Source organism: Pantoea latae (assembly GCF_002077695.1).
Classification (GTDB): Bacteria; Pseudomonadota; Gammaproteobacteria; order Enterobacterales; family Enterobacteriaceae; genus Pantoea; species Pantoea latae.
This window is the reverse complement of record NZ_MWUE01000031.1, coordinates 1-23,802: the sequence shown is the minus strand read 5'-3', so window position 1 is coordinate 23,802 and position 23,802 is coordinate 1. Positions and strand designations below refer to the sequence as shown.

25 protein-coding genes and 1 tRNA gene are annotated in these 23,802 nt (G+C 57.0%); 18 read left to right on the top strand and 8 right to left on the bottom strand.

Annotation, left to right across the window (positions count from 1 at the left end; genetic code table 11):
- Positions 1-187 precede the first annotated feature (187 nt).
- From B2J69_RS19635 to B2J69_RS24255, 11 genes are all read left to right on the top strand, one after another.
- The gene (locus B2J69_RS19635) at positions 188-763 is read left to right on the top strand and encodes a recombinase family protein (RefSeq protein ID WP_081141447.1); all 576 of its coding nucleotides are present in this window, start codon (positions 188-190) and stop codon (positions 761-763) included.
- 122 nt (positions 764-885) lie between these two features.
- The gene (locus B2J69_RS19630; protein ID WP_081141444.1) at positions 886-2,055 is read left to right on the top strand and encodes a phage tail sheath protein; all 1,170 of its coding nucleotides are present in this window, start codon (positions 886-888) and stop codon (positions 2,053-2,055) included.
- Positions 2,056-2,067: 12 nt separating this feature from the next.
- Positions 2,068-2,577 (top strand): phage major tail tube protein, encoded by a 510-nt coding sequence (locus B2J69_RS19625; RefSeq protein WP_081141441.1) that lies wholly within the window; start codon positions 2,068-2,070, stop codon positions 2,575-2,577.
- A gap of 53 nt (positions 2,578-2,630) precedes the next feature.
- Complete coding sequence (locus B2J69_RS19620) at positions 2,631-2,927, top strand: phage tail assembly protein (protein WP_081141438.1); 297 nt, start codon at positions 2,631-2,633, stop codon at positions 2,925-2,927.
- A 14-nt stretch (positions 2,928-2,941) separates the two neighbouring features.
- Positions 2,942-3,064, top strand: coding sequence for a GpE family phage tail protein (locus B2J69_RS19615; RefSeq protein WP_051905658.1), 123 nt, complete (start codon positions 2,942-2,944; stop codon positions 3,062-3,064).
- Positions 3,057-5,504, top strand: a complete 2,448-nt coding sequence (locus B2J69_RS19610; protein ID WP_081141435.1) for a phage tail tape measure protein — start codon at positions 3,057-3,059, stop codon at positions 5,502-5,504. The genes B2J69_RS19615 and B2J69_RS19610 overlap by 8 nt, the downstream gene beginning before the upstream one ends.
- 3 nt (positions 5,505-5,507) lie before the next feature.
- Complete coding sequence (locus B2J69_RS19605; protein ID WP_081141432.1) at positions 5,508-5,999, top strand: phage tail protein; 492 nt, start codon at positions 5,508-5,510, stop codon at positions 5,997-5,999.
- Positions 6,000-6,013: 14 nt separating this feature from the next.
- Complete coding sequence (locus tag B2J69_RS19600; protein WP_081141450.1) at positions 6,014-7,138, top strand: phage late control D family protein; 1,125 nt, start codon at positions 6,014-6,016, stop codon at positions 7,136-7,138.
- A gap of 75 nt (positions 7,139-7,213) precedes the next feature.
- The gene (locus B2J69_RS19595; protein WP_081141429.1) at positions 7,214-7,423 is read left to right on the top strand and encodes an ogr/Delta-like zinc finger family protein; all 210 of its coding nucleotides are present in this window, start codon (positions 7,214-7,216) and stop codon (positions 7,421-7,423) included.
- Positions 7,424-8,036: 613 nt separating this feature from the next.
- Entirely contained in the window at positions 8,037-8,564 is a 528-nt protein-coding gene (locus B2J69_RS24260) for a DUF262 domain-containing protein (protein WP_201789485.1), read from the top strand.
- A gap of 199 nt (positions 8,565-8,763) precedes the next feature.
- Complete coding sequence (locus B2J69_RS24255) at positions 8,764-9,612, top strand: hypothetical protein (RefSeq protein ID WP_201789484.1); 849 nt, start codon at positions 8,764-8,766, stop codon at positions 9,610-9,612.
- 477 nt (positions 9,613-10,089) lie between these two features.
- Here B2J69_RS24255 and B2J69_RS19585 read toward each other — a convergent pair.
- Both B2J69_RS19585 and B2J69_RS19580 read right to left on the bottom strand, forming a co-directional pair.
- Positions 10,090-10,165: transfer RNA gene (locus B2J69_RS19585), tRNA-Ile, on the bottom strand.
- Between the two features lie 172 nt (positions 10,166-10,337).
- Positions 10,338-11,138, bottom strand: coding sequence for an SDR family NAD(P)-dependent oxidoreductase (locus B2J69_RS19580; protein ID WP_081141426.1), 801 nt, complete (start codon positions 11,136-11,138; stop codon positions 10,338-10,340).
- Positions 11,139-11,270: 132 nt separating this feature from the next.
- Between B2J69_RS19580 and B2J69_RS19575 the strand changes: the two genes are divergently transcribed.
- The 3 genes from B2J69_RS19575 to B2J69_RS19565 all read left to right on the top strand — a co-directional run bounded on the left by B2J69_RS19575 (position 11,271) and on the right by B2J69_RS19565 (position 13,218).
- Complete coding sequence (locus B2J69_RS19575) at positions 11,271-11,861, top strand: TetR/AcrR family transcriptional regulator (RefSeq protein WP_081141423.1); 591 nt, start codon at positions 11,271-11,273, stop codon at positions 11,859-11,861.
- Complete coding sequence (gene mug, locus B2J69_RS19570; RefSeq protein ID WP_081141420.1) at positions 11,858-12,373, top strand: G/U mismatch-specific DNA glycosylase; 516 nt, start codon at positions 11,858-11,860, stop codon at positions 12,371-12,373. Before B2J69_RS19575 ends, mug begins: the two co-directional genes overlap by 4 nt.
- A 95-nt stretch (positions 12,374-12,468) precedes the next feature.
- Complete coding sequence (locus B2J69_RS19565; RefSeq protein WP_081141417.1) at positions 12,469-13,218, top strand: substrate-binding domain-containing protein; 750 nt, start codon at positions 12,469-12,471, stop codon at positions 13,216-13,218.
- Positions 13,219-13,266: 48 nt separating this feature from the next.
- Here B2J69_RS19565 and rpoD read toward each other — a convergent pair whose 3' ends face one another.
- From rpoD to rpsU, 3 genes are all read right to left on the bottom strand, one after another.
- Positions 13,267-15,111, bottom strand: coding sequence for an RNA polymerase sigma factor RpoD (gene rpoD / locus B2J69_RS19560; protein ID WP_081141414.1), 1,845 nt, complete (start codon positions 15,109-15,111; stop codon positions 13,267-13,269).
- 513 nt (positions 15,112-15,624) lie between these two features.
- Positions 15,625-17,370 carry a DNA primase gene (dnaG, locus tag B2J69_RS19555; RefSeq protein ID WP_081141411.1) on the bottom strand — a complete coding sequence of 582 codons (1,746 nt, stop codon included), beginning with the start codon at positions 17,368-17,370 and terminating at the stop codon, positions 15,625-15,627.
- 118 nt (positions 17,371-17,488) lie between these two features.
- Positions 17,489-17,704, bottom strand: coding sequence for a 30S ribosomal protein S21 (gene rpsU / locus B2J69_RS19550; protein ID WP_001144069.1), 216 nt, complete (start codon positions 17,702-17,704; stop codon positions 17,489-17,491).
- Positions 17,705-17,985: 281 nt separating this feature from the next.
- Here rpsU and tsaD point away from each other — a divergent pair, with 281 nt between their 5' ends.
- Positions 17,986-18,999, top strand: coding sequence for a tRNA (adenosine(37)-N6)-threonylcarbamoyltransferase complex transferase subunit TsaD (gene tsaD / locus B2J69_RS19545; RefSeq protein WP_081141408.1), 1,014 nt, complete (start codon positions 17,986-17,988; stop codon positions 18,997-18,999).
- Positions 19,000-19,024: 25 nt separating this feature from the next.
- Here tsaD and plsY read toward each other — a convergent pair whose 3' ends face one another.
- On the bottom strand, positions 19,025-19,636 hold the full coding sequence (plsY, locus tag B2J69_RS19540) for a glycerol-3-phosphate 1-O-acyltransferase PlsY (protein ID WP_081141405.1): 612 nt from the start codon (positions 19,634-19,636) through the stop codon (positions 19,025-19,027).
- A gap of 108 nt (positions 19,637-19,744) precedes the next feature.
- Here plsY and folB point away from each other — a divergent pair, with 108 nt between their 5' ends.
- Complete coding sequence (gene folB, locus B2J69_RS19535; protein WP_081141402.1) at positions 19,745-20,104, top strand: bifunctional dihydroneopterin aldolase/7,8-dihydroneopterin epimerase; 360 nt, start codon at positions 19,745-19,747, stop codon at positions 20,102-20,104.
- A gap of 193 nt (positions 20,105-20,297) precedes the next feature.
- Positions 20,298-21,116, top strand: coding sequence for an undecaprenyl-diphosphate phosphatase (bacA, locus tag B2J69_RS19530; RefSeq protein WP_081141399.1), 819 nt, complete (start codon positions 20,298-20,300; stop codon positions 21,114-21,116).
- An 18-nt stretch (positions 21,117-21,134) separates the two neighbouring features.
- Here bacA and B2J69_RS19525 read toward each other — a convergent pair whose 3' ends face one another.
- Together B2J69_RS19525 and B2J69_RS19520 are read right to left on the bottom strand one after the other, a co-directional pair.
- A complete protein-coding gene (locus tag B2J69_RS19525) occupies positions 21,135-22,367 on the bottom strand; it encodes a multifunctional CCA addition/repair protein (RefSeq protein WP_081141396.1) in 1,233 nt (410 codons plus the stop codon).
- A gap of 156 nt (positions 22,368-22,523) precedes the next feature.
- On the bottom strand, positions 22,524-23,144 hold the full coding sequence (locus tag B2J69_RS19520; protein WP_081141394.1) for a TIGR04211 family SH3 domain-containing protein: 621 nt from the start codon (positions 23,142-23,144) through the stop codon (positions 22,524-22,526).
- A 206-nt stretch (positions 23,145-23,350) separates the two neighbouring features.
- Here B2J69_RS19520 and B2J69_RS19515 point away from each other — a divergent pair.
- Positions 23,351-23,802: CYTH domain-containing protein (locus tag B2J69_RS19515; RefSeq protein ID WP_143806319.1), on the top strand; the 452-nt coding region annotated here is incomplete at its 3' end.

Genomic DNA, 23,802 nt, shown 5'->3' with positions numbered 1-23,802 from the left:
TCATAATGATTTTGATACGCTTCGTTCCAGCCGAGGGCTTGTAGCTGACGGCACCTGGCGTGGTGAATATCTGCCGGTTAAGGAAGCGCCCGGAAAATTTTTCGCTAATACCAAGGTTTTTGAGAAACCCGCCATACATGACAAAATCCGCAAAAATCCGTCCCTGATAAGCTGAAGAGAAAAGGTTATGGCCGTCATTGGTTATATTCGCGTGTCAACAATTGACCAGAACTGCGATTTACAGCGGGATGCGCTCAAAAGCGCAAAATGTGACCGCATTTTTGAAGATCGAATTAGCGGGAAAGTGGCAAGCCGCCCTGGCCTTAAGCAGGCGCTTAAGCACATTAATAAAGGCGATACGCTGGTCGTCTGGAAACTGGATAGGCTTGGGCGCAGCGTAAAGAATCTCATCGCGCTGATTTCAGCGCTGCATGACCGCGGCGCGCATTTCCGCTCATTGACCGACAGTATCGACACTAGCAGTGCGATGGGACGTTTCTTTTTCCATGTGATGTCCGCACTGGCGGAGATGGAGCGCGAACTGATCGTTGAGCGCACGCTGGCTGGGCTGGCGGCGGCCCGGGCGAAAGGGCGCACGGGCGGAAGGCCTCAGGCTCTGAACCCACAGGAACGCGAGCAAGCCAGCCGGCTGCTGGCGCAAGGCCATAGCCGACAGCAGTTGGCCATCATCTACGGCGTCGGGCTATCCACCCTGTATAAATATTTTCCCGTAAAGACGCAGGAAGAGGCGAACGCGCCATAATTTTGTGGCGGCAGAAGGCAAAAATAGCCTGCTGTCCGCTCAGCCCTCAGCAAACCGCAACCGCATGATTTCTCTCGCCTGACCTGACAATCTGAGCGCACCCTCAACACGGAGTGCATCAGATGTCTGATTATCATCACGGTGTACGCGTTGTCGAAATCAACGACGGCACGCGCACCATTTCTACCGTATCCACCGCCGTAGTCGGCCTGGTCTGCACCGCAGACGACGCAGACTCCACGGCTTTTCCCCTCAACACCCCGGTGCTGCTGACCAACGTGCAGGCCGCTATCGCCAAAGCCGGCAGCAAAGGCACGCTGGCGGCGTCGCTGCAGGCGATTGCCGACCAGGCGAAGCCGGTTACCGTCGTGGTGCGCGTCGCCGAAGGCGCGACCGAAGCGGAAACGATCTCCAACCTTATCGGCACCACCGATGAAAACGGCCAGTACACCGGCATGAAGGCGCTGCTGACCGCGCAGACCCAGCTCGACGTCAAGCCGCGTATCCTCGGCGTGCCGGGGCTCGACTCACAGGAAGTAGCGACCGCGCTGGCGAGCATCGCGCAGCAGCTGCGCGCCTTCGCCTATGTGTCAGCCTGGAACTGCAAAACCATCAGCGATGCGATGAACTACCGCAAAAACTTCAGCCAGCGCGAACTGATGGTGATCTGGCCCGACTTCGTCGCCTGGAACACCGCAACCAGCATCGCTGAAACCGCGTTTGCCACGGCGCGCGCGCTCGGTCTGCGCGCCAAAATCGACAATGACACCGGCTGGCATAAAACCCTGTCGAACGTCGGCGTCAACGGCGTTACCGGCATCTCTTCATCGGTCTTCTGGGATCTGCAACAGAGCGGGACCGACGCCGACCTGCTGAACGAAGCCTGCGTCACCACGCTGATCCGCAAAGATGGCTTCCGCTTCTGGGGCAACCGCACCTGCAGCGACGATCCGCTTTTTGTGTTTGAAAACTACACCCGCACCGCGCAGGTGCTGGCCGACACCATGGCCGAAGCGCACATGTGGGCCAACGACAAACCGCTGACGCCGGTGCTGGTGCGTGAAATCGTGGCGGGTATCAACGCCAAATTCCGCGAACTGGTCAACGCCGGCTACCTGCTGGGCGCGTCAGCCTGGTACGACGAAAGCGCCAACGACGTCGCCAGCCTGAAGGCGGGCAAACTCGCCATCGACTACGACTACACGCCGGTGCCGCCGCTGGAAGATCTCACCCTGCGCCAGCGCATCACCGACACCTATCTGGCGAACTTCGCCGCATCCGTTAACAGCTGAGGAGCCGGATAAATGGCACTACCCCGCAAACTGAAAGGGCTGAACCTTTTCAACGATTCAAACAGCTATCAGGGCGTTGTCTCTTCCGTCACCCTGCCGAAGCTCTCCCGCAAGCTGGACGCCTATCGCGGCGGCGGCATGAACGGCGCCGCCTTTATCGATAACGGCCTGGACGACGACGCGCTCGATATGGAGTGGACTATCGCCGGCATGGACGACCTGGCGCTGTCGCAGTGGGGCGGTTCCGCCGTGCCGCTGCGCTTCACCGGTTCTTACCAGCGTGACGACACCGGCGAAGAGATCGCGGTTGAGATTGAGGTGCGCGGCCGTCATCAGGCGTTCGACTTTGGCGAAGCCAAACAGGGCGAGGACACTGAAACCAAAATCACCACCAAAAACACCTACTTCAAGCTCACCTGGAACGGCAAAGAGCTGATTGAGATCGACACCGTCAACATGGTGGAGAAGGTGAACGGCACCGATCGCCTTGAGCAGCGCCGTAAAAATCTCGGCCTGGCTTAACCCTGACGCCAGCGCCTGGCGCTGGCTTTTTTACCTGTCTGAGAGAGATAAACATGGAACAGCAAGAAAATATCGTTGCGCTGGAAACCCCGCTGAAACGCGGCGATGGTGCCATCGCGCAGGTAGAGCTGATTAAGCCGAACGCCGGCTCGTTGCGCGGCGTGCGCCTTGCCGATCTCGCATCAAGCGACGTCGATGCGCTGCTGACGGTGCTGCCGCGCATCACGCTGCCTGCGCTGACCAAAGCGGAGTGCAACAGCCTCGATCCGGTGGATCTGATCGCGCTAGGCGGCAAGGTGATCGGTTTTTTGCAGTCGAAGTCGGCCGCGTCGAATGGCCTGACGGACTGACGGTCAATGACCTGATGGCCGACATCGCCGCCATTTTTCACTGGCCCCTTTCTGAAATGAACGACCTGCCGCTGGCCGAGCTGCTCGACTGGCGGCATAAAGCCCTGATCCGCAGCGGAGCAAATACGGATGAGTGAAGACCTCAAACTGCAGGCGCTGCTGAAAGCGGTTAATCAGGCGCTGCGCCCGCTACAGACCCTCCAGAATGAAACGCAACAGGTGACCGACAACATCGCCGACACGCAGCAGAAGCTTGCGGCGCTGCAGGCGCAGTCGGCGAAAATCGACGGCTTTCGCGCCACCAGCCGCGAGCTGAGCGACACCCAGCAGAAGCTGAAAGAGGCGAAGGCGGAAACGGCGGCGCTGGCGCAGGCGATGCGCAGCAGCGGTCAGCCAACCGACGCACAGAGCCGCGCGCTGGAGAGGGCGCGGCAGCAAACCGCCGCGCTGCAAACCCAGGCGCAAAACCTGCGTCTCTCCGTGCAGCAGCAGCGCGAGAGCCTGAACAGCGCGGGCATCTCTACGCGCAGCCTGAGCAGCGAACAGCTGCGGCTGAAAGCCTCAGCCGCGCAGGCCAACCTCAACCTCAGCGGTCAACAGCAGCAGCTGCAACAGCTGAGCCAGCAGCAGGCGCGCCATAACCAAATAGCGGAGCAATACCGCAAAGGCCAGGCGCTGGCGGGCAAGATCCGCAGCGGCGGCGCAGCGGCCATCGGCGTGGCGAAAACGGGCTTCACCGCCGGCGCCGCGCTGCTGCGTCCGGGTTACGAGCTGGCGCGCACCGATGCCGCGCTGCAGGCCGCGACCGGCCTGAATAAGGCGTCGCCTCAGGCTATGGCGCTGGATAAGCAGGCGCGCCGCCTTAGTGTGGAAACGGGCGTTCCGGCGCAGGCCGTTGCGCAGACGCAGCTCGACCTCGCCCAGGCGGGCGGCTCGGTTGACGATATCGCCTCCGCGACGCCGGTGGCGCTGAATATGACGCAGGTTAACCGCCACTCCTCACAGGAGAACGCCGGCCTGCTGATGGAAACAAAAACCGCCTTTGGCCTCGACAGCGGCGATCTCCCTCATCTGGGGGATGTGCTGAACGCTACGCTCGATCAGACCGGCATAACATTCGAGGAGTTGAGCAGCGCGCTGAGCCGCGTCGCGCCGGTCGCCAGAAGCGCTGGCGTTGGCGTCGAGCAGACCTCTGCCATGCTGGGGCTGCTGGCGAAAAACCACATTACCGGCGCGGCGGCGGGCGAGGAGGTCGCCGCGGTAGTGACGCGCCTGCAGACGCCTGCTGCCGAACGCAGCATCGCCGCACTCGGCGTATCGACCCGCGATGAAAACGGCGACGCGCGTCAGATCATGCCGCTGCTGAAAGATATCCAGACCGCGTTCACCAAAAAAGGCATGGGCGCGGCGCAGCAGGCGGAGGTGCTGAAAAACCTCGTCGGCGACAAGGCAGCCCCGGCGGCCGCGCTGCTGACCCAGGGGGCGGCCAGCGGCGAGCTGTCGACGCTCACCGCCACAGTACAGCACGCCGACGGCGGCACGGCGCGTATGGCGCAGGCGCAGCAGGATAGTCTGGGCGGAGACCTGCAAAAGCTGGACGCTTCAAAAGCAGCTATCGGCGTCGATCTCTACGCGCCGCTCGACGGCACGCTGCGCACGCTGACGCAGGATGCCACGCAGTTTCTGCAGACCGTCGACCAGTGGCTGCAGGACAACCCGACGCTGGCCAGCGGCATCGCAACGGCGGCGACGGTGGCGCTGACCTTTGTCGGTGCGCTGGGCGCTATCGGCATGGCGGTCTGGCCGGTGGTCAGCGGCGTCGGCGCCATCATGGCCGGCGTCGAGATCCTCGGCGGCCTGTTCACGGTCGTGGGCGGCGCTATCGTCACCGCCATCGGCGCCATCACCTTGCCGGTGGTGGCCATCGTCGCGGCTATCGTCGGCGGCGCGCTGCTGATCCGCCAGTACTGGGAGCCGATCAGCGCCTTTATCAGCGGCGTCGCGCAGGGGTTCTCCGCCGCGATGGGGCCCATCAGCAACGCCTTTACGCCGCTGCAGCCGGTATTTGCGTGGGTTACGGACAAAATTAAGGCGGTGTGGAACGGCTTTACGCAGCTGCTGGAGCCGGTGAAATCGACGCAGGAGCAGCTGGCGGCCGCTGGCGATATGGGGAAAAAGTTCGGCACGATGATCGCCGATGCGCTGAAAATTCCCGGTCATGCGCTGGAGCAGCTTACCAGCGGCATTGACTGGGTGCTGAACAAGCTCGGCATCGCCAGCAGTAAAAGCAAAGAGCTGAAGGCGGATCTGCCGTCAGACGCGGTGGGCGATACAACGACAACGGCTCGCGGGCTGCAAACCACTGTGCCGGCCGGCAACGCGCCTTATCGGCCGGTAATTACGCCTGGCGCGGGCGGCGGCGCAACGCAGCAGAACACCGTCACCTACAACACCACGGTAAATGCGCCGCCCGGCATGGATGCTAATGAGCTCGGTCAGGCAGTGCGCCAGCACCTGGATCAGCACCAGTTCGAGCAGCAAAACCGGCAGCGCAGCGCCATGACAGGAGTGTTTTAAACCATGATGATGATCTACGGCCTGCTGCCCTTTATGCGGCAGACGCTGCCCTATAGCCAGCTGATGCGCGACAGCAGCTGGAGCTGGGCCAATAACAGCCGCGTCGGCACGCGCCCCGCGGCGCAGTTCACCGGCAAGGGCAACGACAAGATTACGCTGAGCGGTGAGCTGCGCCCGGAGCTTACCGGTGGTCCGGTTAAGGCGCTGGCGTTTCAGCTGCTGGCTGATGAAGGGCGCGCCTGGCCGCTGATCGGCGGCGACGGCACCATCTACGGCATGTATGTTATCGAGAGCTTTAAGACCACGCACAGCGACTTCTACGCCGACGGCAGCGCGCGGGTGATCGCCTTTACCCTCAGCCTGCTGCGCGTCGACGAGTCGCTGGTCTCGATGTTCGGCGACTTGCAACAGCAGGGCAGCGAGCTGTGGGCGAAAGCGGAATCGGCGGCGGGCTCGCTCTCTTCAGGCATCGCGGCGGGAGGCTTTTCACTGTGAGCGATCTCGGCGTGATGGCGGTGAAGGCGGGTAGCCAGAGAGCGCCCGATTTTATGCTGTGGATCGGCAGCAAAGACGTAACATCTAATCTGCGCAATCGGCTGATCTCCCTCAACCTCGAGGATAATCGCGGCTTCGAGGCGGATACGCTGACGCTTAAACTGGACGACAGCGACGGCCTGCTGCAGCTGCCGCAGCGCGGCACCCTGGTGTCGCTGTTCCTCGGTTGGGTGGGGCAGTTGCACAACAAGGGCGACTATACGGTGGATCAGGTCAGCCACGGCGGCGCGCCCGATGTGCTGACCATTGTTGCGCGCAGCGTCGATTTTCGCGGCGAGCTGAACAAGGCGCGTGACCTCTCTTATCACGACGCGACGCTGGGCAGCATCGTGACGCAGATTGCCCAGCGCTGCGGGCTGATTTTACAGATGGCGGAAGGGTTCGCCGGGATCAACATCGATCATATCGATCAGACGCACGAAACCGATCCCGCTTTTGTCACCCGGCTGGCGAAACGCTATGGCGCCATCGCAGTGATTAAAGCGGGGCGCCTGCTGTTTTTGCGTCCCGGCAGCGGCGAGTTAGCCAGCGGTAAAGCGATTCCGACGGTGTTGCTGACGCGTCAGGATGGCGATAAGCATAATTTTACCGTGGCCGATCGTACCACCTATACCGGCGTCCAGGCGAAATGGCTCTCTACGAAGGAGGCGAAAACCCATCTGTTTCAGCTGCAGCGCAAGGAAAAAGCCGCCAGTGCTGACGCCGCAACGCACCCCGATGCGCAAAGCGCGCCGCAGCCAACCGGCAAGCAAGAGGGAGATTATCTTTCTGGCCAGAAGAATAGCCTGCTTGTGCTGCCAGAGGTCTTCAACAGCGAAGAGATGGCGATGCAGGCGGCGCAGGCGAAGTGGAATGAGATCCAGCGCGGCGTCGTCCATTTTACCTTCCAGCTGGCGGCAGGACGCGCGGATCTCTACCCGGAAACGCCGGTGCGGGTCAGCGGTTTTAAAACCGTCATCGACGCCAGCGTCTGGATAATCAGCAAGGTCACGCACAGCCTGACCGCGAAAGGCGGCTTTACCACGACGCTGGAGCTAGAGAACGACATCGCAGGCGTGGAATATGAAGTGGTTAACTAACTATTAGTTAATTAATTTGCTTTTTGTGAGTAAGTGGAGCGATAATTGCGACGTCAACTACTGAGGAACTCACAAATGATGCATTGCCCGCTGTGTCAGAGCGCTGCCCATACGCGCAGTAGCCGCTACATCTCTAACGAAACCAAAGAGCGCTATAACCAGTGTCAGAACATCAACTGCAGCTGTACCTTCAAGACGCACGAAAGCGTGACCGGCATGATCGTGACGCCGGGTAACGTTGAGAAGGTGGCGACAGGCAAGAAGCAGCCTGAGGTTCGCGCCTGATCTTTTGAAGTGCAAAGCCCGCGTCAGCGGGTTTTTTTATGGCGGCAGCGCCGCCTCTTGGAGTGCTGGCGATAAGTGTATGGGGGGGTAGGTAAGATCTGAGGATTCGAACCTGCCGTAGAGCTTTTATGAAATCGATTGAACATCGTGAAAAAACGAGAATGGCGGTAGTTACTGGCTCGGAGGAACTTATGATTTCGAATTCATCATTGAGCTACGTTAGCCCGTTTCACTTCATCAGGACATCTTTTTTCTAAGCAGCCTAGACGACAAAGCATCTTCAATCTAAGGCTGGCAGACAATTTTAAGTTGCAGTTAGTCGTGTATGGATCTGGATGCGATTACTACACCTAAAAACATGCGGCGGAGCCAGTGCTGGCTTCGTTTCTGTTGTCTGAAGCCACAGCATTGAAAGCTATGTATAAAGTGAGCAGATATGGCTTGATAGGCATCGTTAGCAGGCAGAAAACATGTAGACCATTTCAATTTAGGAAAATCCCTAAAAAAAACTTGTGATTTTACGTTCTTTAGTAGTAAGTTTTTACCACGCTTAAGCAATCAATATGTGTTTTACATCAAATTACTCTTACCTCTATTTAAATAAGGATTAAAAATGGCAGGTGCAAACAAAATAATGTCAAGCAATCCAAGGCTTGCTTCTCTACTTTCTGATGTAGAAAGAGGTAATATTAAAATACCAGCTTTTCAACGTGATTATGTATGGATTGATGAACAAATAATGGGATTGCTGGATTCCATTTATTGCGGCTATCCAGTAGGCTCATTACTTTTATGGTCTACAAGAGAAGAATTAAAGCATGAAAGAAATGTTGGAGGTTTCAATTTACCTAGCCTTGCCGATGAATATCCAGTAAGTTATGTTTTGGATGGACAACAAAGGTTGACAACGCTTTTTGGAGTTTTTAACTCTGACAAAGACACGAATGATAAAGAGTTAGCTGCACGTTTTAATGTATGCTTTATTCCATCAACTAAAGAATTCGTTCATGCTTCAGTTGCAGATCCTACCAACTCTATAAATTTAAATGCAATATTAGATACAACTAAACTTCTTCCAGAAATGCAAAAATTCAGCACTGAAGATCAAAAAGAAATTGCTGCTTTAACGGAAAAAATTTAAAGACTATGAGTTTCCAATTGTTACCATTAAGGATAGGACTAATCAGGAAGTTTGTCGGGTATTCCAAAGAATAAATTCATCTGGTACAAGCCTGAGTACTTTAGAATTACTTTCCGCATGGACTTGGTCTGAGGAGTTCAATTTAAGGAATGAAATAGAAATATTACTCGATAGTGTGGCAGAGAGAGGATACGAACAGTTGGATGAAACACTATTGATGCGTTGCCTCACTTCAATAGTTAATGGTGGAATAGATTCAGACTCATTAGTTGATGTTCCGCCAGCTACCCTTATTCAAAGCATGAATACTCTTAAACAATCGCTTTATGCGGCCATAGATTTTTTAGAATCAGAACTTAAGATAAAAAATATTGTTTTTTTACCTTTCCCAATTATGCTGGTTCCTTTGGTATCATTTTTTTCAAAGAATCTAAAGCCTAATGCAAACCAATTGATAATGCTTAGAAGATGGTTTTGGGCGTGCTCATTTTTGCAAAGATATAAAGCTGGTACAAACACATTTGTTGTGGACGATGTTAAAACAATGAATCAGCTTGCAATAGATGCTTCTACAGTTCTTTCTTTCGATGAGTCTAAAATTGATGTTGGCTTATTTCTTAAAACATGGAGAATTAATTCAACCGCAGCAAAGGCAGCTATTTGTTTATTAGCCCAGTTAAATCCTAAAAGTTTCGTTACGGGAAGGGCCGTAGACTTGGGGCAAACCATGTCCGCTTATAATTCACGGCAGTTTCATCATGTTTATCCTAAAGCATATTTATCAAAGGTTGGAATACAGTTTCATGAGTCAAATGTAATAGCTAATATATGCTTTCTTACTGCAGATGATAATTTGAGAATCACTGATAAGTCACCAAGTATATATTTTAATGAAATAAATTCCTCAATAAAAGATTCGGCATTTGATGCTGCTTTGATACCAAGTTCAGTCCGCGATGGATCGAAACCATATTCTGAATTTATTAAATTGAGGGCTGAGTGTTTGTATGATACAGCAAAAAAACTTATAGCCACTGGGGTTGTATAAAGGAGTGATTATAAAAATCGGCCCTTTGGCCGATTTTTCCTTAATGCCCTATATCTTTTAAATTTAAGTATTTATTAACTATTATAATGGCGCCAGTTGATTACGCACAAAACCCCTGCGCAGCTTTCATTACATTAACGAATCAACTCGTGGTATCCGAAATAATTTTCATCACCTATGCCAGATTGTGATGCGTATTAAGGCAGTTGTCATTCATGGCCTTCTTTATGAAAAAGCCGTCTTTAGTCGTTATCTCGCTGAGCGATAATATTCTAATGTCATCCGGCGCGTATATGAACAGGTTACTAAAGTTGCACAGTTCTTTCCTCTCGCGCATCGTCTGGTGCACTTGGTGATATCAGTGCTGAGTTGTGTCACAGTGGTCATTTAGAGGATGTAATTAGCGTGGTGCTGTTCGAATGATACAAAAAAATCGCTTCGACAGCGGCTTAAATGAATTTTATTACTTAGATAATTTGGTGGCCCCTGCTGGGTTTGAACCAGCGACCAAGCGATTATGAGTCGCCTGCTCTAACCACTGAGCTAAGGGGCCAGCGGAGCGGGGATTATAATGTATCTGTTTAGAGCGATCCAGCACTCATCCGCCGGATGCTGAAAAATTCTCCAGCGCATGAGTGCTTGATTAAACTACACATTTCCAGAACATACGGCCCTGTTTTACCCATCTTCTTTAAACAAAGCAGGCAAACTAGCCCATAACCACGTCAACCTCCATCGCGATAGCGCGACGCCGGCTGGCTCAGCGATAAGAAGGGCAGCATCGCGCCGCGCGCCCGATCGTAATCCTGCCACAGCGCCAGATCCTCCAGCGCCGGAATGGTCACCGCTTCACCCGCCTCCAGGCCCATCAGCGCGGCATCCACCATATCCTCCACTTCCATAATCATATTCGCCGGCAGCTCATCGATTGATTTGCCGGAGCGGTCGAAAATCTCGGTGCGCGTGGCGCCAGGCAAAACCGCCTGCACCTGCACGCCGCTGTTCTCCAGCTCACGCTGCATAGAACGGGTCAGCGTCAGCACAAAAGATTTGCTGCCGTTATAGGCGCCGTTAAACATCTCATGCATCAGCGACAGCACCGAGGCGACATTGATAATGACGCCGCGTCCGCGCGCGCGAAACGCATTGGCCGCCGCGTGTGCCAGGCGGGTCGGGGCGATGATGTTCAACGCCAGCATGGTCTGAATGCGGTCGATATCGGCATCGATAAACTCGCCATCTACGCTCATGCCGGCGTTGTTCGCCAGCAGCGTAATCACGGCGTTGTTTCGCAGCTCCTGCTCCACGCGGAGCAGATCCTCAGCGTCGGTCAGATCGGCGCGCAGCACGCGCACCTCAATCTGATGCTGCTGCCGCAGCGTTTGCGCCAGTGTCTCCAGCCTCGTCTCGTCGCGCGCCACCAGGATTAAATCGTAGCCGCGCGCCGCCAGCCGTTTTGCATAGGTCGCGCCGATACCGCTTGAAGCGCCAGTGATTAAAGCCGAGCCTGCTGATGATGCTGACATAGTGAACCCCTTACGTATGATGGTTGTCATATTTGTAGTTAATATGACGATCGTAATATTTGCCGTCAAGGTAGAATATGATGGTCGTAATAATTACTATGAACGGCAGAACATATCAGCGAGAAAAGAGCGATGGATAAACAGAGCCCTAAAGCGCGCACGCGGCAGCGCATTCTGGAAGAGGCGGCGCGGGTGATGCGCGAAAGCGGCACGGAAAGCATCGGCGTGGCGGCGCTAATGAAGCGCGTCGGGCTGACGCACGGCGGCTTCTACGCCCACTTCGACTCGCGCGAGGCGCTGGTAGAGGCGGTGATCGCCGAGATGTTTACAGACTCCGCGCAGCGGATGAAATCGCTGTGGCAGCAGCCCGATCCGGCTGAGCGACTGAGCGCGCTTATTGATTACTACCTGTCCGAAACGCATCGCGATTGCCGTGCCGAAGGCTGCCCGGTGCCCGCGCTGGTCAGCGAGGTCAGCCATCTTCCTGACGAGGCGAAAGCCATTTTTACCCAGGGCGTGTCGTCGATGTTGAAACGGCTGAGCGAGCTGCTTGCCGAGCTGGGACACCGCGACGCCGAGACGCTCGCCAGCAGCCTGCTGGCGGAAATGGTCGGTGCGCTGGCGCTGGCGCGCGCCTGTCCCGATAAGGCGCTCTCCGCGGCGATGCTGGCGCGCAGCCGTCAGGCAATTATGCAGCGCACCGGACGGGAGCAGGCGGCATGAGTGAGCACAACATTACCGACATTATTGCCTCCGGTCTCGACGTGCTGTTCTGCGGCATTAATCCCGGCCACTCGACGGCGCACACCGGCTATCACTTCGCGCATCCCGGCAACCGCTTCTGGAAGGTGCTCTATCTGGCTGGCTTTACTCACCAGCAGCTGAAACCCGAAGAGGAGCAGCGGCTGCTGGAAACCGGCTGCGGCATCACCATGCTGGTGGAGCGACCCACCGTGCAGGCGAACCAGCTGGCGGCGGAAGAGCTGCGCGACGGCGGCGCGCGCCTCACCGATAAGGTGCTGAACTATCAGCCGCGCGTGCTGGCGATCCTTGGCAAAGACGCCTTTAAGCGTGCCTTTAATCAGCGCAAGGTGGAGTGGGGCTTACAGGGGATCTTTATGGGCAAAACTCAGGTCTGGGTGCTGCCCAATCCCAGCGGACTTAACCGCGCCTCGCTGGAGGAGATCGTCGAGTCCTATCGGCAACTTCATGATGCGTTACATAAAAACGGCTAATAAAACGTGAGCAGGCTCGGCTTACTGCTGGCTGGTGATTGTTCCCCGTCGGGTTTCTGGCTACACCAGGTGCTGGACAATAAAAGGGGAGTGGCATGAAAAAGTACCTGATTATCGTAGCGGCGCTGCTGTTTGCCGCGCCGGGATGGAGCGAAACGCTGCGCGTATTCTGTTCCGGCGGGATGTATCCCGTGGTGGAAAGCCTGAAGGCCGATTATGAAAAGCGCAGCGGCAATCAGCTGACGCTGGAGGCGGCGCCATCGATGGGCGATACGCCGCAGGCGATCCCGAACCGCCTGAAACGGCATGACGACGCCGACGTGCTGGTGATGGTCGACTACGCCATCGCGCCCTTGGGGCAGCAGGTGAAGGCGGACACTCATCAGGTGCTGGCGCACTCTTATATCGCGATGGCGGTCAGGCAGGGCAGGCCGATGCCCGATATCAGCAGCGTCGCGAAGTTTAAACAGGTTCTGACGGAAGCCTCGACCATCGCCGTTTCCGACAGCGCCAGCGGACGCTACATCCGCAGCGAAATGCTGAAGAAGCTCAACCTGGGCGATCAGACCGCGAAAAAGGTGGTGGTCGTTCCCGCGACGCCGGTTGGCGAAGCGGTCGCGCAGGGCAAGGCGCCGATTGGTTTTCAGCAGAACAGCGAGCTAAAGGCGGTGAAGGGTATCACTATCGTCGGCCTTATCCCGCCGGCGGTGCAGCAGGATACGCTGTATGGCGCGGTGGTGACTGCCTCCAGCAAACAGCCGCAGGCGGCAGAAGAATTTGTCCGCTATCTGCAAAGCGATCAGGCGAAGACCATGATGCGCGACAAAGGGCTGACGCCGTTATAACGGCAATAAAAAACCCCGGCAGGCCGGGGTTTTTTTACGTGGAGCGGATTAGTCGTCCAGGAAGCTACGCAGCACTTCTGAACGGCTCGGGTGACGCAGCTTACGCAGCGCTTTCGCTTCAATCTGACGAATACGCTCACGCGTCACGTCGAACTGTTTGCCCACCTCTTCCAGCGTATGGTCGGTGTTCATATCGATACCGAAACGCATGCGCAGCACTTTGGCTTCGCGCGCGGTCAGACCCGCCAGCACGTCGTGGGTGGCTGAACGCAGGCTCTCGGAAGTCGCAGAGTCGAGCGGCAGCTCCAGCGTGGTGTCTTCGATAAAGTCGCCCAGATGCGAATCTTCGTCGTCACCAATCGGCGTCTCCATCGAAATCGGCTCTTTAGCGATTTTCAGCACCTTGCGGATCTTGTCTTCCGGCATCAGCATACGCTCAGCCAGCTCTTCCGGCGTCGGCTCGCGGCCCATCTCCTGCAGCATCTGGCGCGAGATACGGTTGAGCTTGTTGATGGTCTCAATCATATGCACCGGAATACGGATGGTACGCGCCTGGTCGGCGATAGAGCGGGTGATAGCCTGACGGATCCACCATGTCGCATAGGTTGAGAACTTGTAACCACGACGGTATTCAAACTTATCAACCGCTTTCATCAGGCCGATGTTGCCTTCCTGAATCAGGTCGAGGAACTGCAGGCCGCGGTTGGTGTACTTTTTCGCGATGGAAATCACCAGACGCAGGTTCGCCTCGACCATCTCTTTCTTCGCACGACGCGCTTTCGCTTCGCCGATAGACATGCGACGGTTGATATCTTTCACCTGCTCGATGGTCAGGCCGGTCTCTTCTTCGATCTGATGCAGTTTTTGCAGACAACGCATCACATCTTCTTCAACTTCTTTCAGCTTCTCTGACCAGGGTTTATTCATGGCCAGCGCGGCTTTGAACCAGCTCTCGCTGGTCTCGTTGCCGGTGAACAGCGTGATGAAGTTTTTCTTCGGCATTTTGCACAGTTCAATGCACAGCTTCATGATGATGCGCTCTTGCGTACGCACGCGCTCCATCATCTCGCGCATGTTGTTAACCAGGTAGTCGAACTGCTTCGGCACCAGGCGGAACTGCTTAAAGACGTCAGAAAGGTTCTGGATCTCTTTTACTGCGTCAGCATGGCTGCGACCTTTGCTCTTGATGACGGTGCGGGTCGTTTCATACTGCGTGCGCAGCTCGACGAATTTCTCGCGCGCCAGCTCCGGATCGATAGAGTTATCGTCGTCGGAGTTGTCGTCTTCGCTCTCTTCGTCTTCATCTTCGTCGTCGTCGCGGTCTTCTTCAGACAGCTCAGAGCCGACGTGGGTGGCGGTAGGCGCCAGATCTTCTTCAGCGTTTGGATCCACGAAGCCGGTGATCAGGTCGGAGAGGCGAGATTCGCCCGCTTCGACTTTGTCGTACTGCTCCAGCAGATAGGTAATGGCTTCCGGATATTCCGCAACCGAACACTGTACCTGGTTGATGCCGTCTTCGATGCGCTTGGCGATGTCGATTTCGCCTTCGCGCGTCAGCAGTTCAACGGTACCCATTTCGCGCATATACATGCGCACCGGATCGGTGGTGCGGCCAATTTCAGATTCAACGCTGGATAACACCTGAGCGGCGGCTTCCGCGGCATCTTCGTCAGTATCGGCGCTGTTCTCATTCAGCATCAGATCGTCGGCGTCAGGGGCTTCTTCCACCACCTGAATGCCCATATCGTTAATCATCTGGATGATGTCTTCGATCTGATCGGAGTCGACGATATCTTCCGGCAGATGGTCATTGACCTCAGCATAGGTCAGATAGCCTTGCTCCTTACCACGGGTGACAAGCAGCTTAAGCTGTGACTGCGGGTTTTGCTCCATAAGACGGTATCCACACTTCTGTTAATTAGATTGGTGTCGGTCGGCAGCGAGCCAACTATAACAGTGAAGGCGTTGTGTTATTGCCGCTGCCTTCGTCGCGGCCAGGGCTTTTGCCCCTCGTATATCGGCACTTAAGCCGCTTTGTATTCTGTTCGAGGCTACCTTACTTGCCATTTTCCGTTCTGGCAGTGCTCGCACTCCTCGCGTACTTCAGTACGCTCCGGGTGCTGCGCGCTGGCAGAACGAAAACTGGCTGCGACGGCTACGCCTCTGTTACTGTGCGTTCTGGACTGTCTGGCTTCACCGCCGACGGCCCTGCTACCTTGCGCTCTGAACGGTAGGCTTTTTCGCCACAGTCGTGCTAACCGTGCGCACTGCGTAATGCCAAATGCGTTACGTCTCCGGCTTGGCTTATCGCGTCGCTCAGCCTCGGCTTGCGGCGCATCGCCCCAGAAACGAATGGGTCAGAGATGCGCTTTTGGCTACCCGCAACACTCTGACCCACTGAAAAATCTACTTTTTCGCCAGCGCCTGGCTTAAGGTCCAGAATTCGCGGCGCTCTTCCGCGCTCAAACCCTGGGTGCGATCGCGTGCGATCAGCGCTTCCAGACGCTGCTCCAGCGCGGCGTCGTAAATACTCGCCAGCGAGTCGTGAAACACCGCTTCAACTTCCTCATCCACTATCATGTGGTTCCACGTGGCTAAGGTTTCAAGCGTCTGGCTAAAATTTGTCCCGCGATATAACTCTAGTAGCTGTCCGGTGGTCAATCCAGGATTCTCATTGCAACGGCTGACCAATTCAGCAAAAAGCGGCAAGCCGGCCATTTTCACCTGCGCCAGCCCTTCAAGCGTCGGCACTCGCGTCGCCAGCTGCGGATTTTGCACCAGCAGCGCCACCAGCACGCGCATGGTGGTGCGCTTCAGCGGCGGCGCCGTCGGGGCCGCACCGCTGGCGGCCTGCTTCGGCATCAGCTTCTCTAGCTGGTTATCGTCAAGAATGCCGAGTTTATTACCCAGCTCCTGACGCATATAGATGCGCAGGGTCTCCCCTGGGATCTGCGTAATCAGCGGCAGCGCCAGCGTGCTCAGGCGCGCTTTGCCGTCGCGCGTGCTCAGATCCACCTGCGGCAACAGCGAGTCGAACAGGAAAGAGGAGAGCGGCATCGCCTGCTCCATACGCGCTTCAAACGCCTCTTTACCCTCTTTGCGCACCAGCGTGTCCGGGTCTTCGCCGTCTGGCAAAAACATAAAGCGTAGCTGACGTCCGTCATTCATGTAAGGCAATGCGGTTTCCAGCGCGCGCCAGGCGGCTTCACGACCCGCGCGATCGCCGTCGTAGCAGCAGATCACCGTATCGGTGCTGCGGAACAGCAGCTGGATATGCTCCGCCGTGGTTGAGGTGCCCAGCGAGGCGACGGCATAATCAATGCCGAACTGCGCCAGCGCCACCACATCCATATAGCCTTCCACCACCAGCAGACGAGCAGGCTGCGGATGATTCTTTTGCGCTTCATACAGGCCGTAAAGCTGACGACCCTTATGGAAAATGGGCGTTTCCGGCGAGTTAAGGTACTTGGGCGTGTCGTTGCCCAGCACGCGACCGCCGAAACCGATCACCCGCCCGCGCTTATCGCGAATGGGAAACATCACGCGCTCGCGGAAACGATCGTAGGTGCGGCCCTTGTCGTTGGAAACCAGCATGCCGGCCTCCATCAAAGAGTCGCGATCGTCCTTACTGGTGCCGAAACGCTTTAAAACGTTATCCCAGCCAGCCGGCGCGAAGCCGATGGCGAAATGCTCAATCACTTTGGCGCTTAAGCCGCGGTTGCTGAGATAGTCGCGCGCCGCGCGCGCATGGGACTGGGTCAGGCTTTGCTGGTAAAAACCGTTCAGGCTCTCCATCAGCTGATAAAGGCTCTGACGCTGATGGCGCTCCATCGGGCTCGGCCCGCTGCCCGCTTCATAGGGCACTTCCAGACCGTGCTGCGTCGCCAGCTCTTCGATACTCTCGACAAACTCCAGCCGATCGTAATTCATCAAAAAGTCGATGGCGTTGCCGTGCGCGCCGCAGCCGAAGCAGTGATAGAACTGCTTTTCGCCGTTTACGGTGAAAGAGGGCGTTTTTTCATTATGGAAAGGACAGCACGCATGGAAGTTCTTACCCTGCTTTTTCAGCTTAACGCGGGCATCGATAAGATCCACGATGTCCGTGCGGGCAAGCAGATCATTGATAAAGACGCGTGGGATTCTTCCAGCCATAAGCCCCAAATTTTCAGCTCATAAACGGCAACAAGCCGCGCTTCCTTTCGGAAAGCACGGCCTCTTACGTGACTCTGTCTGCGCTTAACACGCGGTGGAGGCGAACCTCCGGAAGAACTTAGTACAGACGAGTGCGGCGTGCGTTTTCGCGAGCCAGTTTCTTGGCGTGACGCTTAACTGCTGACGCTTTAGCGCGCTTACGTTCTGTGGTCGGTTTTTCATAAAACTCACGACGACGAACTTCAGCCAGAACGCCTGCTTTCTCGCAGGAACGCTTGAAGCGACGCAGTGCTACGTCGAACGGCTCGTTTTCACGTACTTTAATTACCGGCATGTAACTCTCACCTCGATAAAATTCGGTTTTTGCTGCTGACTGCGGCGCCAGCACATTTCAAAATGGTGCAGCATTTTACTCCAACGTGAGTCGGTTTGTAAAGCACCATGGACAATTAAGAACCAACAGGAGCGTTTGCCGATGCGGCTGCGGGTTTTTTTCAAGGGTGCGGAGTATAGCGCACTCTTTGCGCGCCACGAAATCACTTTTTGCAGCGAAAGCGTCGACGGACAAAGGTGTTGCTATGCTACACTGCGCGCCGCAAGTAAGAGGTAAGCGCTATGCGAATTCTGGGTATTGAAACATCCTGCGATGAAACCGGCATCGCAATCTATGATGACGAAGCGGGCCTGCTCGCCAATCAGCTTTACAGCCAGGTGAAACTGCACGCGGATTACGGCGGCGTGGTGCCGGAACTGGCGTCGCGCGATCACGTGCGCAAAACCGTGCCGCTGATTCAGGCGGCGTTGAAACAGGCGAACCTGCAGCCGCAGCAGATCGACGCCGTCGCCTATACGGCGGGGCCGGGTCTGGTCGGCGCGCTGCTGGTCGGCGCCACCATCGGCCGCTCGCTCGCCTTTGCGTGGAAGGTGCCCGCGGTTCCCGTCCACCATATGGAAGGCCATCTGCTGGCGCCGATGCTGGAAGAGAACCCACCGGCGTTCCCGTTCGTGGCGCTGCTGGTCTCTGGCGGACATACCCAGCTGATCGGCGTCACCGGCATCGGCGAATATACGCTGCTGGGCGAATCCATCGACGACGCGGCGGGCGAAGCCTTTGATAAAACCGCCAAGCTGCTTGGGCTGGACTATCCCGGCGGACCGATGCTGTCGAAGATGGCGCAGCAGGGCGTCGCGGGGCGTTTCACCTTTCCGCGTCCGATGACCGATCGTCCCGGGCTCGACTTTAGCTTTTCCGGCCTGAAGACCTTTGCCGCCAATACCATTCGCGAAAATGCGGACGACGCGCAGACGCGCGCCGATATCGCCCGCGCCTTCGAGGATGCGGTGGTTGATACGCTGATGATCAAGTGCAAGCGCGCGCTGGATCAAACCGGCTTCAAGCGGCTGGTGATCGCGGGCGGCGTCAGCGCCAACCGCACGCTGCGCGAGCGCATGGCGCAGATGATGCAGGCGCGCGGCGGCGAGGTGTTCTACGCTCGTCCGGAGTTCTGCACCGACAATGGCGCGATGATCGCCTATGCAGGCATGGTGCGTCTGAAAGGGGGCACACGCGGCGGGCTGGGTGTCAGCGTACGGCCGCGCTGGCCGCTGGCGGAACTGCCTGCCATCTGATGGAAAAAAGCCGGCATCGCCGGCTTTATTTTTTCTCTTCGCGCGCTTTTTTGCGCTTCCAGATTTTACTCTCCTGTCCGCGCCACAGCCGCTGAATATTGTCGTGATGACGCAGCAGAATCAGACATGACAGCATCGACACCGGAAAGGTGAACTGCGGCTTAAACCACCAGACATAGAAAGGCGCAATCAGCGCGCTGACGATGGCGCCCAGCGACGAGTAGCCGCTCAGCAGCACCGTCAGCAGCCAGGTGCCGGTCATCAGCCCGGTTAAGTCCCAGCCGATCGGCGCGATAGCGCCCAGCGCGGTGGCCACGCCTTTGCCGCCGCGAAAGCGAAAAAAGAGCGGATAGATATGGCCGAGACAGGCGGCGATGGCGGTCAGGCCAAGATAGAGCGGCGCGAGATGCAGCAGATAGGCCAGCCAGACCGGCACCATGCCTTTAAGAATATCGAAAACCAAAACGCAGGCTGCTGCGGCTTTGCCACCAATGCGCAGCACGTTGGTCGCGCCAGGATTGCCAGAACCCTGAGTGCGCGGATCGGGCAGTCCGGCAACTTTGCACACCAGAACGGCGCTCGAAATCGAACCGCAAAGATACGCGAAAAAAATCATAACAGGCGCGATAGCACTCATATTACCGTACCGTTTCCTATAGGGTCGTTTTGTCTTCGTTAACCGTGGATAATACGCATTATATGCCGGAAGTGGTATCCGGCTTAGCCAAAAACAGAGACTGCTATCATGGATATCGTTTTTATCGAACAACTCACGGTGTACACCACCATTGGCGTTTACGACTGGGAACAGGGCATTCAGCAGAAGCTGGTGCTCGATGTCGAAATGGCGTGGGACAATCGCCAGGCGGCGCGCAGCGACGATGTAAACGACTGTCTGAGCTATGCCGACGTCTCTGAGGCGATCCTGACCCACCTCAGCGGCACGCGCTTCGCGCTGGTAGAGCGCGTGGCGGAAGAGATCGCCGATCTGCTGATGACGCGTTTCAACACGCCGGGCGTGCGTATCAAGGTCGCCAAACCGGGCGCGGTGGCGCAGGCGGCGCAGGTTGGCGTGCGCATCACGCGCGGGACAATTCCTAAATAGGATAGATGTGATTGCCATCACAATGAAACCAAACCAAATTATTGCTTGTCATAACTGGCGCCGCTGCGTTGAGAAACGCGACGTCGCCTGAAGCCTTAAGGTTTCCCTCAGGCAGACAATGGCAAAATTTCAGGCGGAAGCATCTTCGCGACCGCCTTTTTAATGGGTTTGAAACGGATATAAGGAAAATGTGATGGCAGATATTCATCAGCTTTGGGTGGCTGCAATCCTGGGCATCGTGGAGGGGCTGACGGAGTTTCTGCCGGTCTCCTCAACGGGGCACATGATTATTGTCGGCCACCTGCTGGGCTTCGAAGGGGATAAAGCAGAAACCTTCGAAGTGGTGATTCAGCTCGGATCGATACTCGCCGTCGTGGTGATGTTCTGGCGTCGTCTCTTTGGCCTGATCGGCATTCACTTCGGCGAAGTGAAGCACGAAGGCGTAGGCCGCGGGCATCTGACGCTGATCCACATCCTGCTGGGGATGATCCCGGCGGTGGTGATCGGGCTGGTGCTGCATGACCAGATCAAAACGCTGTTCAACCCGATTAACGTTATGTATGCGCTGGTGGTCGGCGGTGTGCTGCTGCTGGCAGCGGAATACCTGAAGCCGAAACAGCCGAAAGCGGTCGGCATCGACGACATCACCTATCGTCAGGCCTTTATGATCGGCTGCTTCCAGTGCCTTGCGCTCTGGCCGGGCTTCTCTCGCTCCGGCGCCACCATTTCCGGCGGCATGCTGATGGGCGTCAGCCGTTATGCGGCCTCGGAGTTCTCTTTTATCCTCGCCGTGCCGATGATGATGGGCGCCACCGTGCTCGACCTCTATAAAAGCGTCGGCTTCCTGACCATGAGCGACTTCCCGATGTTCGCCGTCGGCTTCGTCACCGCCTTTATCGTGGCGCTGATTGCCATCAAGGCCTTCCTTGAGCTGATTAAACGTATCTCGTTCGTCTCTTTCGCCATCTATCGCTTTATCGTGGCGGCCGCAGTGTACGCGCTCTTTATGTAACGCCCGCGCGGCCGGCCATCAGGCTGGCCGCATCTCCGCAATGCCCTGCGCCACGATAGCGATGCGACGCCGCGTCAGCTCTTCCCGCACCTCTGCGCCTTTGAAACCCGCCTCGATCACCGCTTTGGTCGGCACCGACTGCGCCAGCGCAAACGCCTGTCGCAGGTAATCGCCCTGCGGATAGGCCATGCTCTCCAGCCCGGCGCGGCCGCGCGCGTCCGCTTCGCTGGTGAGGGCGATCTGCTCAACCCGCTGCGGCTTACGCCACGCGTCGATGCGGTCGAACAGCGCCACTAAGGCGTCGGCGCTCTGGCGCTCAATGGTATGCACGATATCGTGAAATTCCGTGACGAGCAGCGCCAGATCGCGAATGGCGTTCGGCACGCGCAGGCGCTGGCAGAGCGCTTCCACCAGCGGCACGCCCGCCGCGCCGTGGCCGTGATGGCTTGGCCACTTCTCCGGCGGCGTCAGCGCCTTGCCGACGTCGTGGAACAGCGTGGCGAAACGCACCTCCACCTCGTCCGACAGCGACGCCGCCAGCGTCAGCGTCATCAGGGTATGCACGCCGGTGTCGATCTCCGGGTGCCACTTCGCCGGCGCGGGAATGCCGAACAGCCGGTCAAGCTCCGGAAACAGCACCGCCAGCGCGCCGCAGTCGCGCAGCGTCTGGAAATAGACCTGCGGATTGCGCGAGGTCAGCGCTTTCTCCGTCTCTTTCCAGACGCGCTCGGCGGTAAGGTGGCCGAGCTCGCCGCTCGCCGCCATCTGGCGCATCAGCGCCTGCGTCTCGTCAGCGATGCGGAAATTAAGATGGGCAAAACGCGCGGCGAAGCGTGCCACGCGCAGCACGCGCAGCGGATCTTCATTAAAGGCGTCGGAAACGTGGCGCAGCAGGCGCGCCTGCAGATCGCGCTCTCCCTGAAAGGGATCGATGAGATCGCCGTTGTCCGCCTGCGCAATGGCGTTGATGGTGAGATCGCGGCGTTGCAGATCCTGCTCCAGCGTCACGTCCGGCGCGGACCAGGTCACAAAGCCAGTGTAGCCGTTGCCGCTTTTGCGCTCGGTGCGCGCCAGCGCGTACTCTTCACGGCTGTCAGGATGTAAAAAAACCGGAAAATCGCGGCCCACCTGCTGAAAGCCCTGCGCCTGCAGCGCGTCAGGCGTCGCGCCGACCACGACCCAGTCCCGGTCTTTAACCGGCAGGTTTAGCAGCGCATCGCGAACGGCGCCGCCGACTAAATAGGTCTTCACTCAACTACTCCAGAGATAAAAATGAAGGCGCGCCGCCTAAAATTATTCAGCGCGCCTGTTGCTCTATTGTTGCACACAATCGCCAGATTGCAGGCATGACAAAAAGGGCATCAAAGGATGCCCTCAGGCTGCTGAACGCGTCACGCGGAGAAAGGCTTAGTTCATCCAGCGATCTTTTTTCTTGCGGCGCGGCACCATATGCGGCAACACCAGCCCCAGCAGCAGGCCGACGCCCAGCACGCCGCCGCCATACATAAACCACTGCATGATGATGGTGCGCTGCTTGTCGTCCAGCTGAACGTTGGCGGCGCTGACTTTTTTCTGCGCCACGATCAGCTCGTTTTTCAGCTTCTGGTTTTCATCTTTCAGCCCGTTGATGACGCTGTCGCTGTTAGCGACTTTGTTCTGCATCTCTGAGGTGCGCTGGTTCCAGCTGTTATCAATATTGCCCAGCTTGGCGGTGAGATCTTTGACCTGCTGCTCCAGCTGCGGCACGCGCGTGCGCAGACTCGGCTCGGCGCTGAGCTGGGACAGCGGGATCCAGGCGGTACGGCCCTCTGAATCGCGGATCTGGCCGTAGTGGGTGTCATTATTGGTCTGCACCAGCTGCACTTCTTCGCCCGCGTTCAGCTTGCCGAGCAGGCGATACTGATCGCCCGGCCCGGTGCGAACCCAGGTGGATAATTCGTCAGAGATGTAGCGTTTTTCGTCGGCATGAGCTGGAGCGAGCGTGCTGAGAGTCAGCAAGGTAAGGCCTGCGATTACAATTTTTTTCATTCGATGTCGTTTTAGCTTGGGGTCTGTAAATTTACCGGCACAGTCTGGAACTGCCTCGCATAAATCTGAATGAGAACTATCCTGGTCTCATTTCCCTGCGAAAAGGGTAGCGAAAGCGCAAAGAAAGCAGAGACAGCCCGCCTTCTGTGCATTACTCTTCGCCAGATAATCCTCGTAAGTGCCAGCAGCGTATTGAATAAAAAATTATGACCATCGAAATCGAATTAAAGTTCATTGCCACGCCCGACGCCGCCAGCAAACTGGCGCAAACCCTCGCTGATTTTCCCCATCAGCATCAGGCCGCGCGCGCGCTAAGCAACACCTATTTTGAAACCGACGACAACCAGCTGCGTCGCTGGGATATGGGCCTGCGCATTCGCGGCGTAGACGGTCATTACGAAATGACGCTGAAAACCGCCGGAAAAAGCCTCGGCGGCCTGCATCAGCGCGCGGAATATAATATCGACCTGCCCGACGCCACGCTGGATATTGCCCGGCTGCCCGCCGAGGTCTGGCCGCAGGGTACCGATGTCGCCGCGCTGCAGGCGCGCCTGCAGCCGCTGTTTAGCACCCATTTCCAGCGTGAAACCTGGCTGGTGCAGACCGGCGAAAGCGAAGTTGAAGTGGCGTTCGATCGCGGCGCGGTCGCGACCGAGAC

Bases quoted from the DNA above. Each gene is read 5' to 3' on its own strand.
- B2J69_RS19635 (WP_081141447.1), top strand. From the start codon at position 188: ATGGCCGTCATTGGTTATATTCGCGTGTCAACAATTGACCAGAACTGC.
- B2J69_RS19630 (WP_081141444.1), top strand. From the start codon at position 886: ATGTCTGATTATCATCACGGTGTACGCGTTGTCGAAATCAACGACGGC.
- B2J69_RS19625 (WP_081141441.1), top strand. From the start codon at position 2,068: ATGGCACTACCCCGCAAACTGAAAGGGCTGAACCTTTTCAACGATTCA.
- B2J69_RS19620 (WP_081141438.1), top strand. From the start codon at position 2,631: ATGGAACAGCAAGAAAATATCGTTGCGCTGGAAACCCCGCTGAAACGC.
- B2J69_RS19615 (WP_051905658.1), top strand. From the start codon at position 2,942: ATGGCCGACATCGCCGCCATTTTTCACTGGCCCCTTTCTGAAATGAAC.
- B2J69_RS19610 (WP_081141435.1), top strand. From the start codon at position 3,057: ATGAGTGAAGACCTCAAACTGCAGGCGCTGCTGAAAGCGGTTAATCAG.
- B2J69_RS19605 (WP_081141432.1), top strand. From the start codon at position 5,508: ATGATGATGATCTACGGCCTGCTGCCCTTTATGCGGCAGACGCTGCCC.
- B2J69_RS19600 (WP_081141450.1), top strand. From the start codon at position 6,014: ATGGCGGTGAAGGCGGGTAGCCAGAGAGCGCCCGATTTTATGCTGTGG.
- B2J69_RS19595 (WP_081141429.1), top strand. From the start codon at position 7,214: ATGATGCATTGCCCGCTGTGTCAGAGCGCTGCCCATACGCGCAGTAGC.
- B2J69_RS24260 (WP_201789485.1), top strand. From the start codon at position 8,037: ATGGCAGGTGCAAACAAAATAATGTCAAGCAATCCAAGGCTTGCTTCT.
- B2J69_RS19580 (WP_081141426.1), bottom strand. From the start codon at position 11,138: ATGTCAGCATCATCAGCAGGCTCGGCTTTAATCACTGGCGCTTCAAGC.
- B2J69_RS19575 (WP_081141423.1), top strand. From the start codon at position 11,271: ATGGATAAACAGAGCCCTAAAGCGCGCACGCGGCAGCGCATTCTGGAA.
- mug (WP_081141420.1), top strand. From the start codon at position 11,858: ATGAGTGAGCACAACATTACCGACATTATTGCCTCCGGTCTCGACGTG.
- B2J69_RS19565 (WP_081141417.1), top strand. From the start codon at position 12,469: ATGAAAAAGTACCTGATTATCGTAGCGGCGCTGCTGTTTGCCGCGCCG.
- rpoD (WP_081141414.1), bottom strand. From the start codon at position 15,111: ATGGAGCAAAACCCGCAGTCACAGCTTAAGCTGCTTGTCACCCGTGGT.
- dnaG (WP_081141411.1), bottom strand. From the start codon at position 17,370: ATGGCTGGAAGAATCCCACGCGTCTTTATCAATGATCTGCTTGCCCGC.
- rpsU (WP_001144069.1), bottom strand. From the start codon at position 17,704: ATGCCGGTAATTAAAGTACGTGAAAACGAGCCGTTCGACGTAGCACTG.
- tsaD (WP_081141408.1), top strand. From the start codon at position 17,986: ATGCGAATTCTGGGTATTGAAACATCCTGCGATGAAACCGGCATCGCA.
- plsY (WP_081141405.1), bottom strand. From the start codon at position 19,636: ATGAGTGCTATCGCGCCTGTTATGATTTTTTTCGCGTATCTTTGCGGT.
- folB (WP_081141402.1), top strand. From the start codon at position 19,745: ATGGATATCGTTTTTATCGAACAACTCACGGTGTACACCACCATTGGC.
- bacA (WP_081141399.1), top strand. From the start codon at position 20,298: ATGGCAGATATTCATCAGCTTTGGGTGGCTGCAATCCTGGGCATCGTG.
- B2J69_RS19520 (WP_081141394.1), bottom strand. From the start codon at position 23,144: ATGAAAAAAATTGTAATCGCAGGCCTTACCTTGCTGACTCTCAGCACG.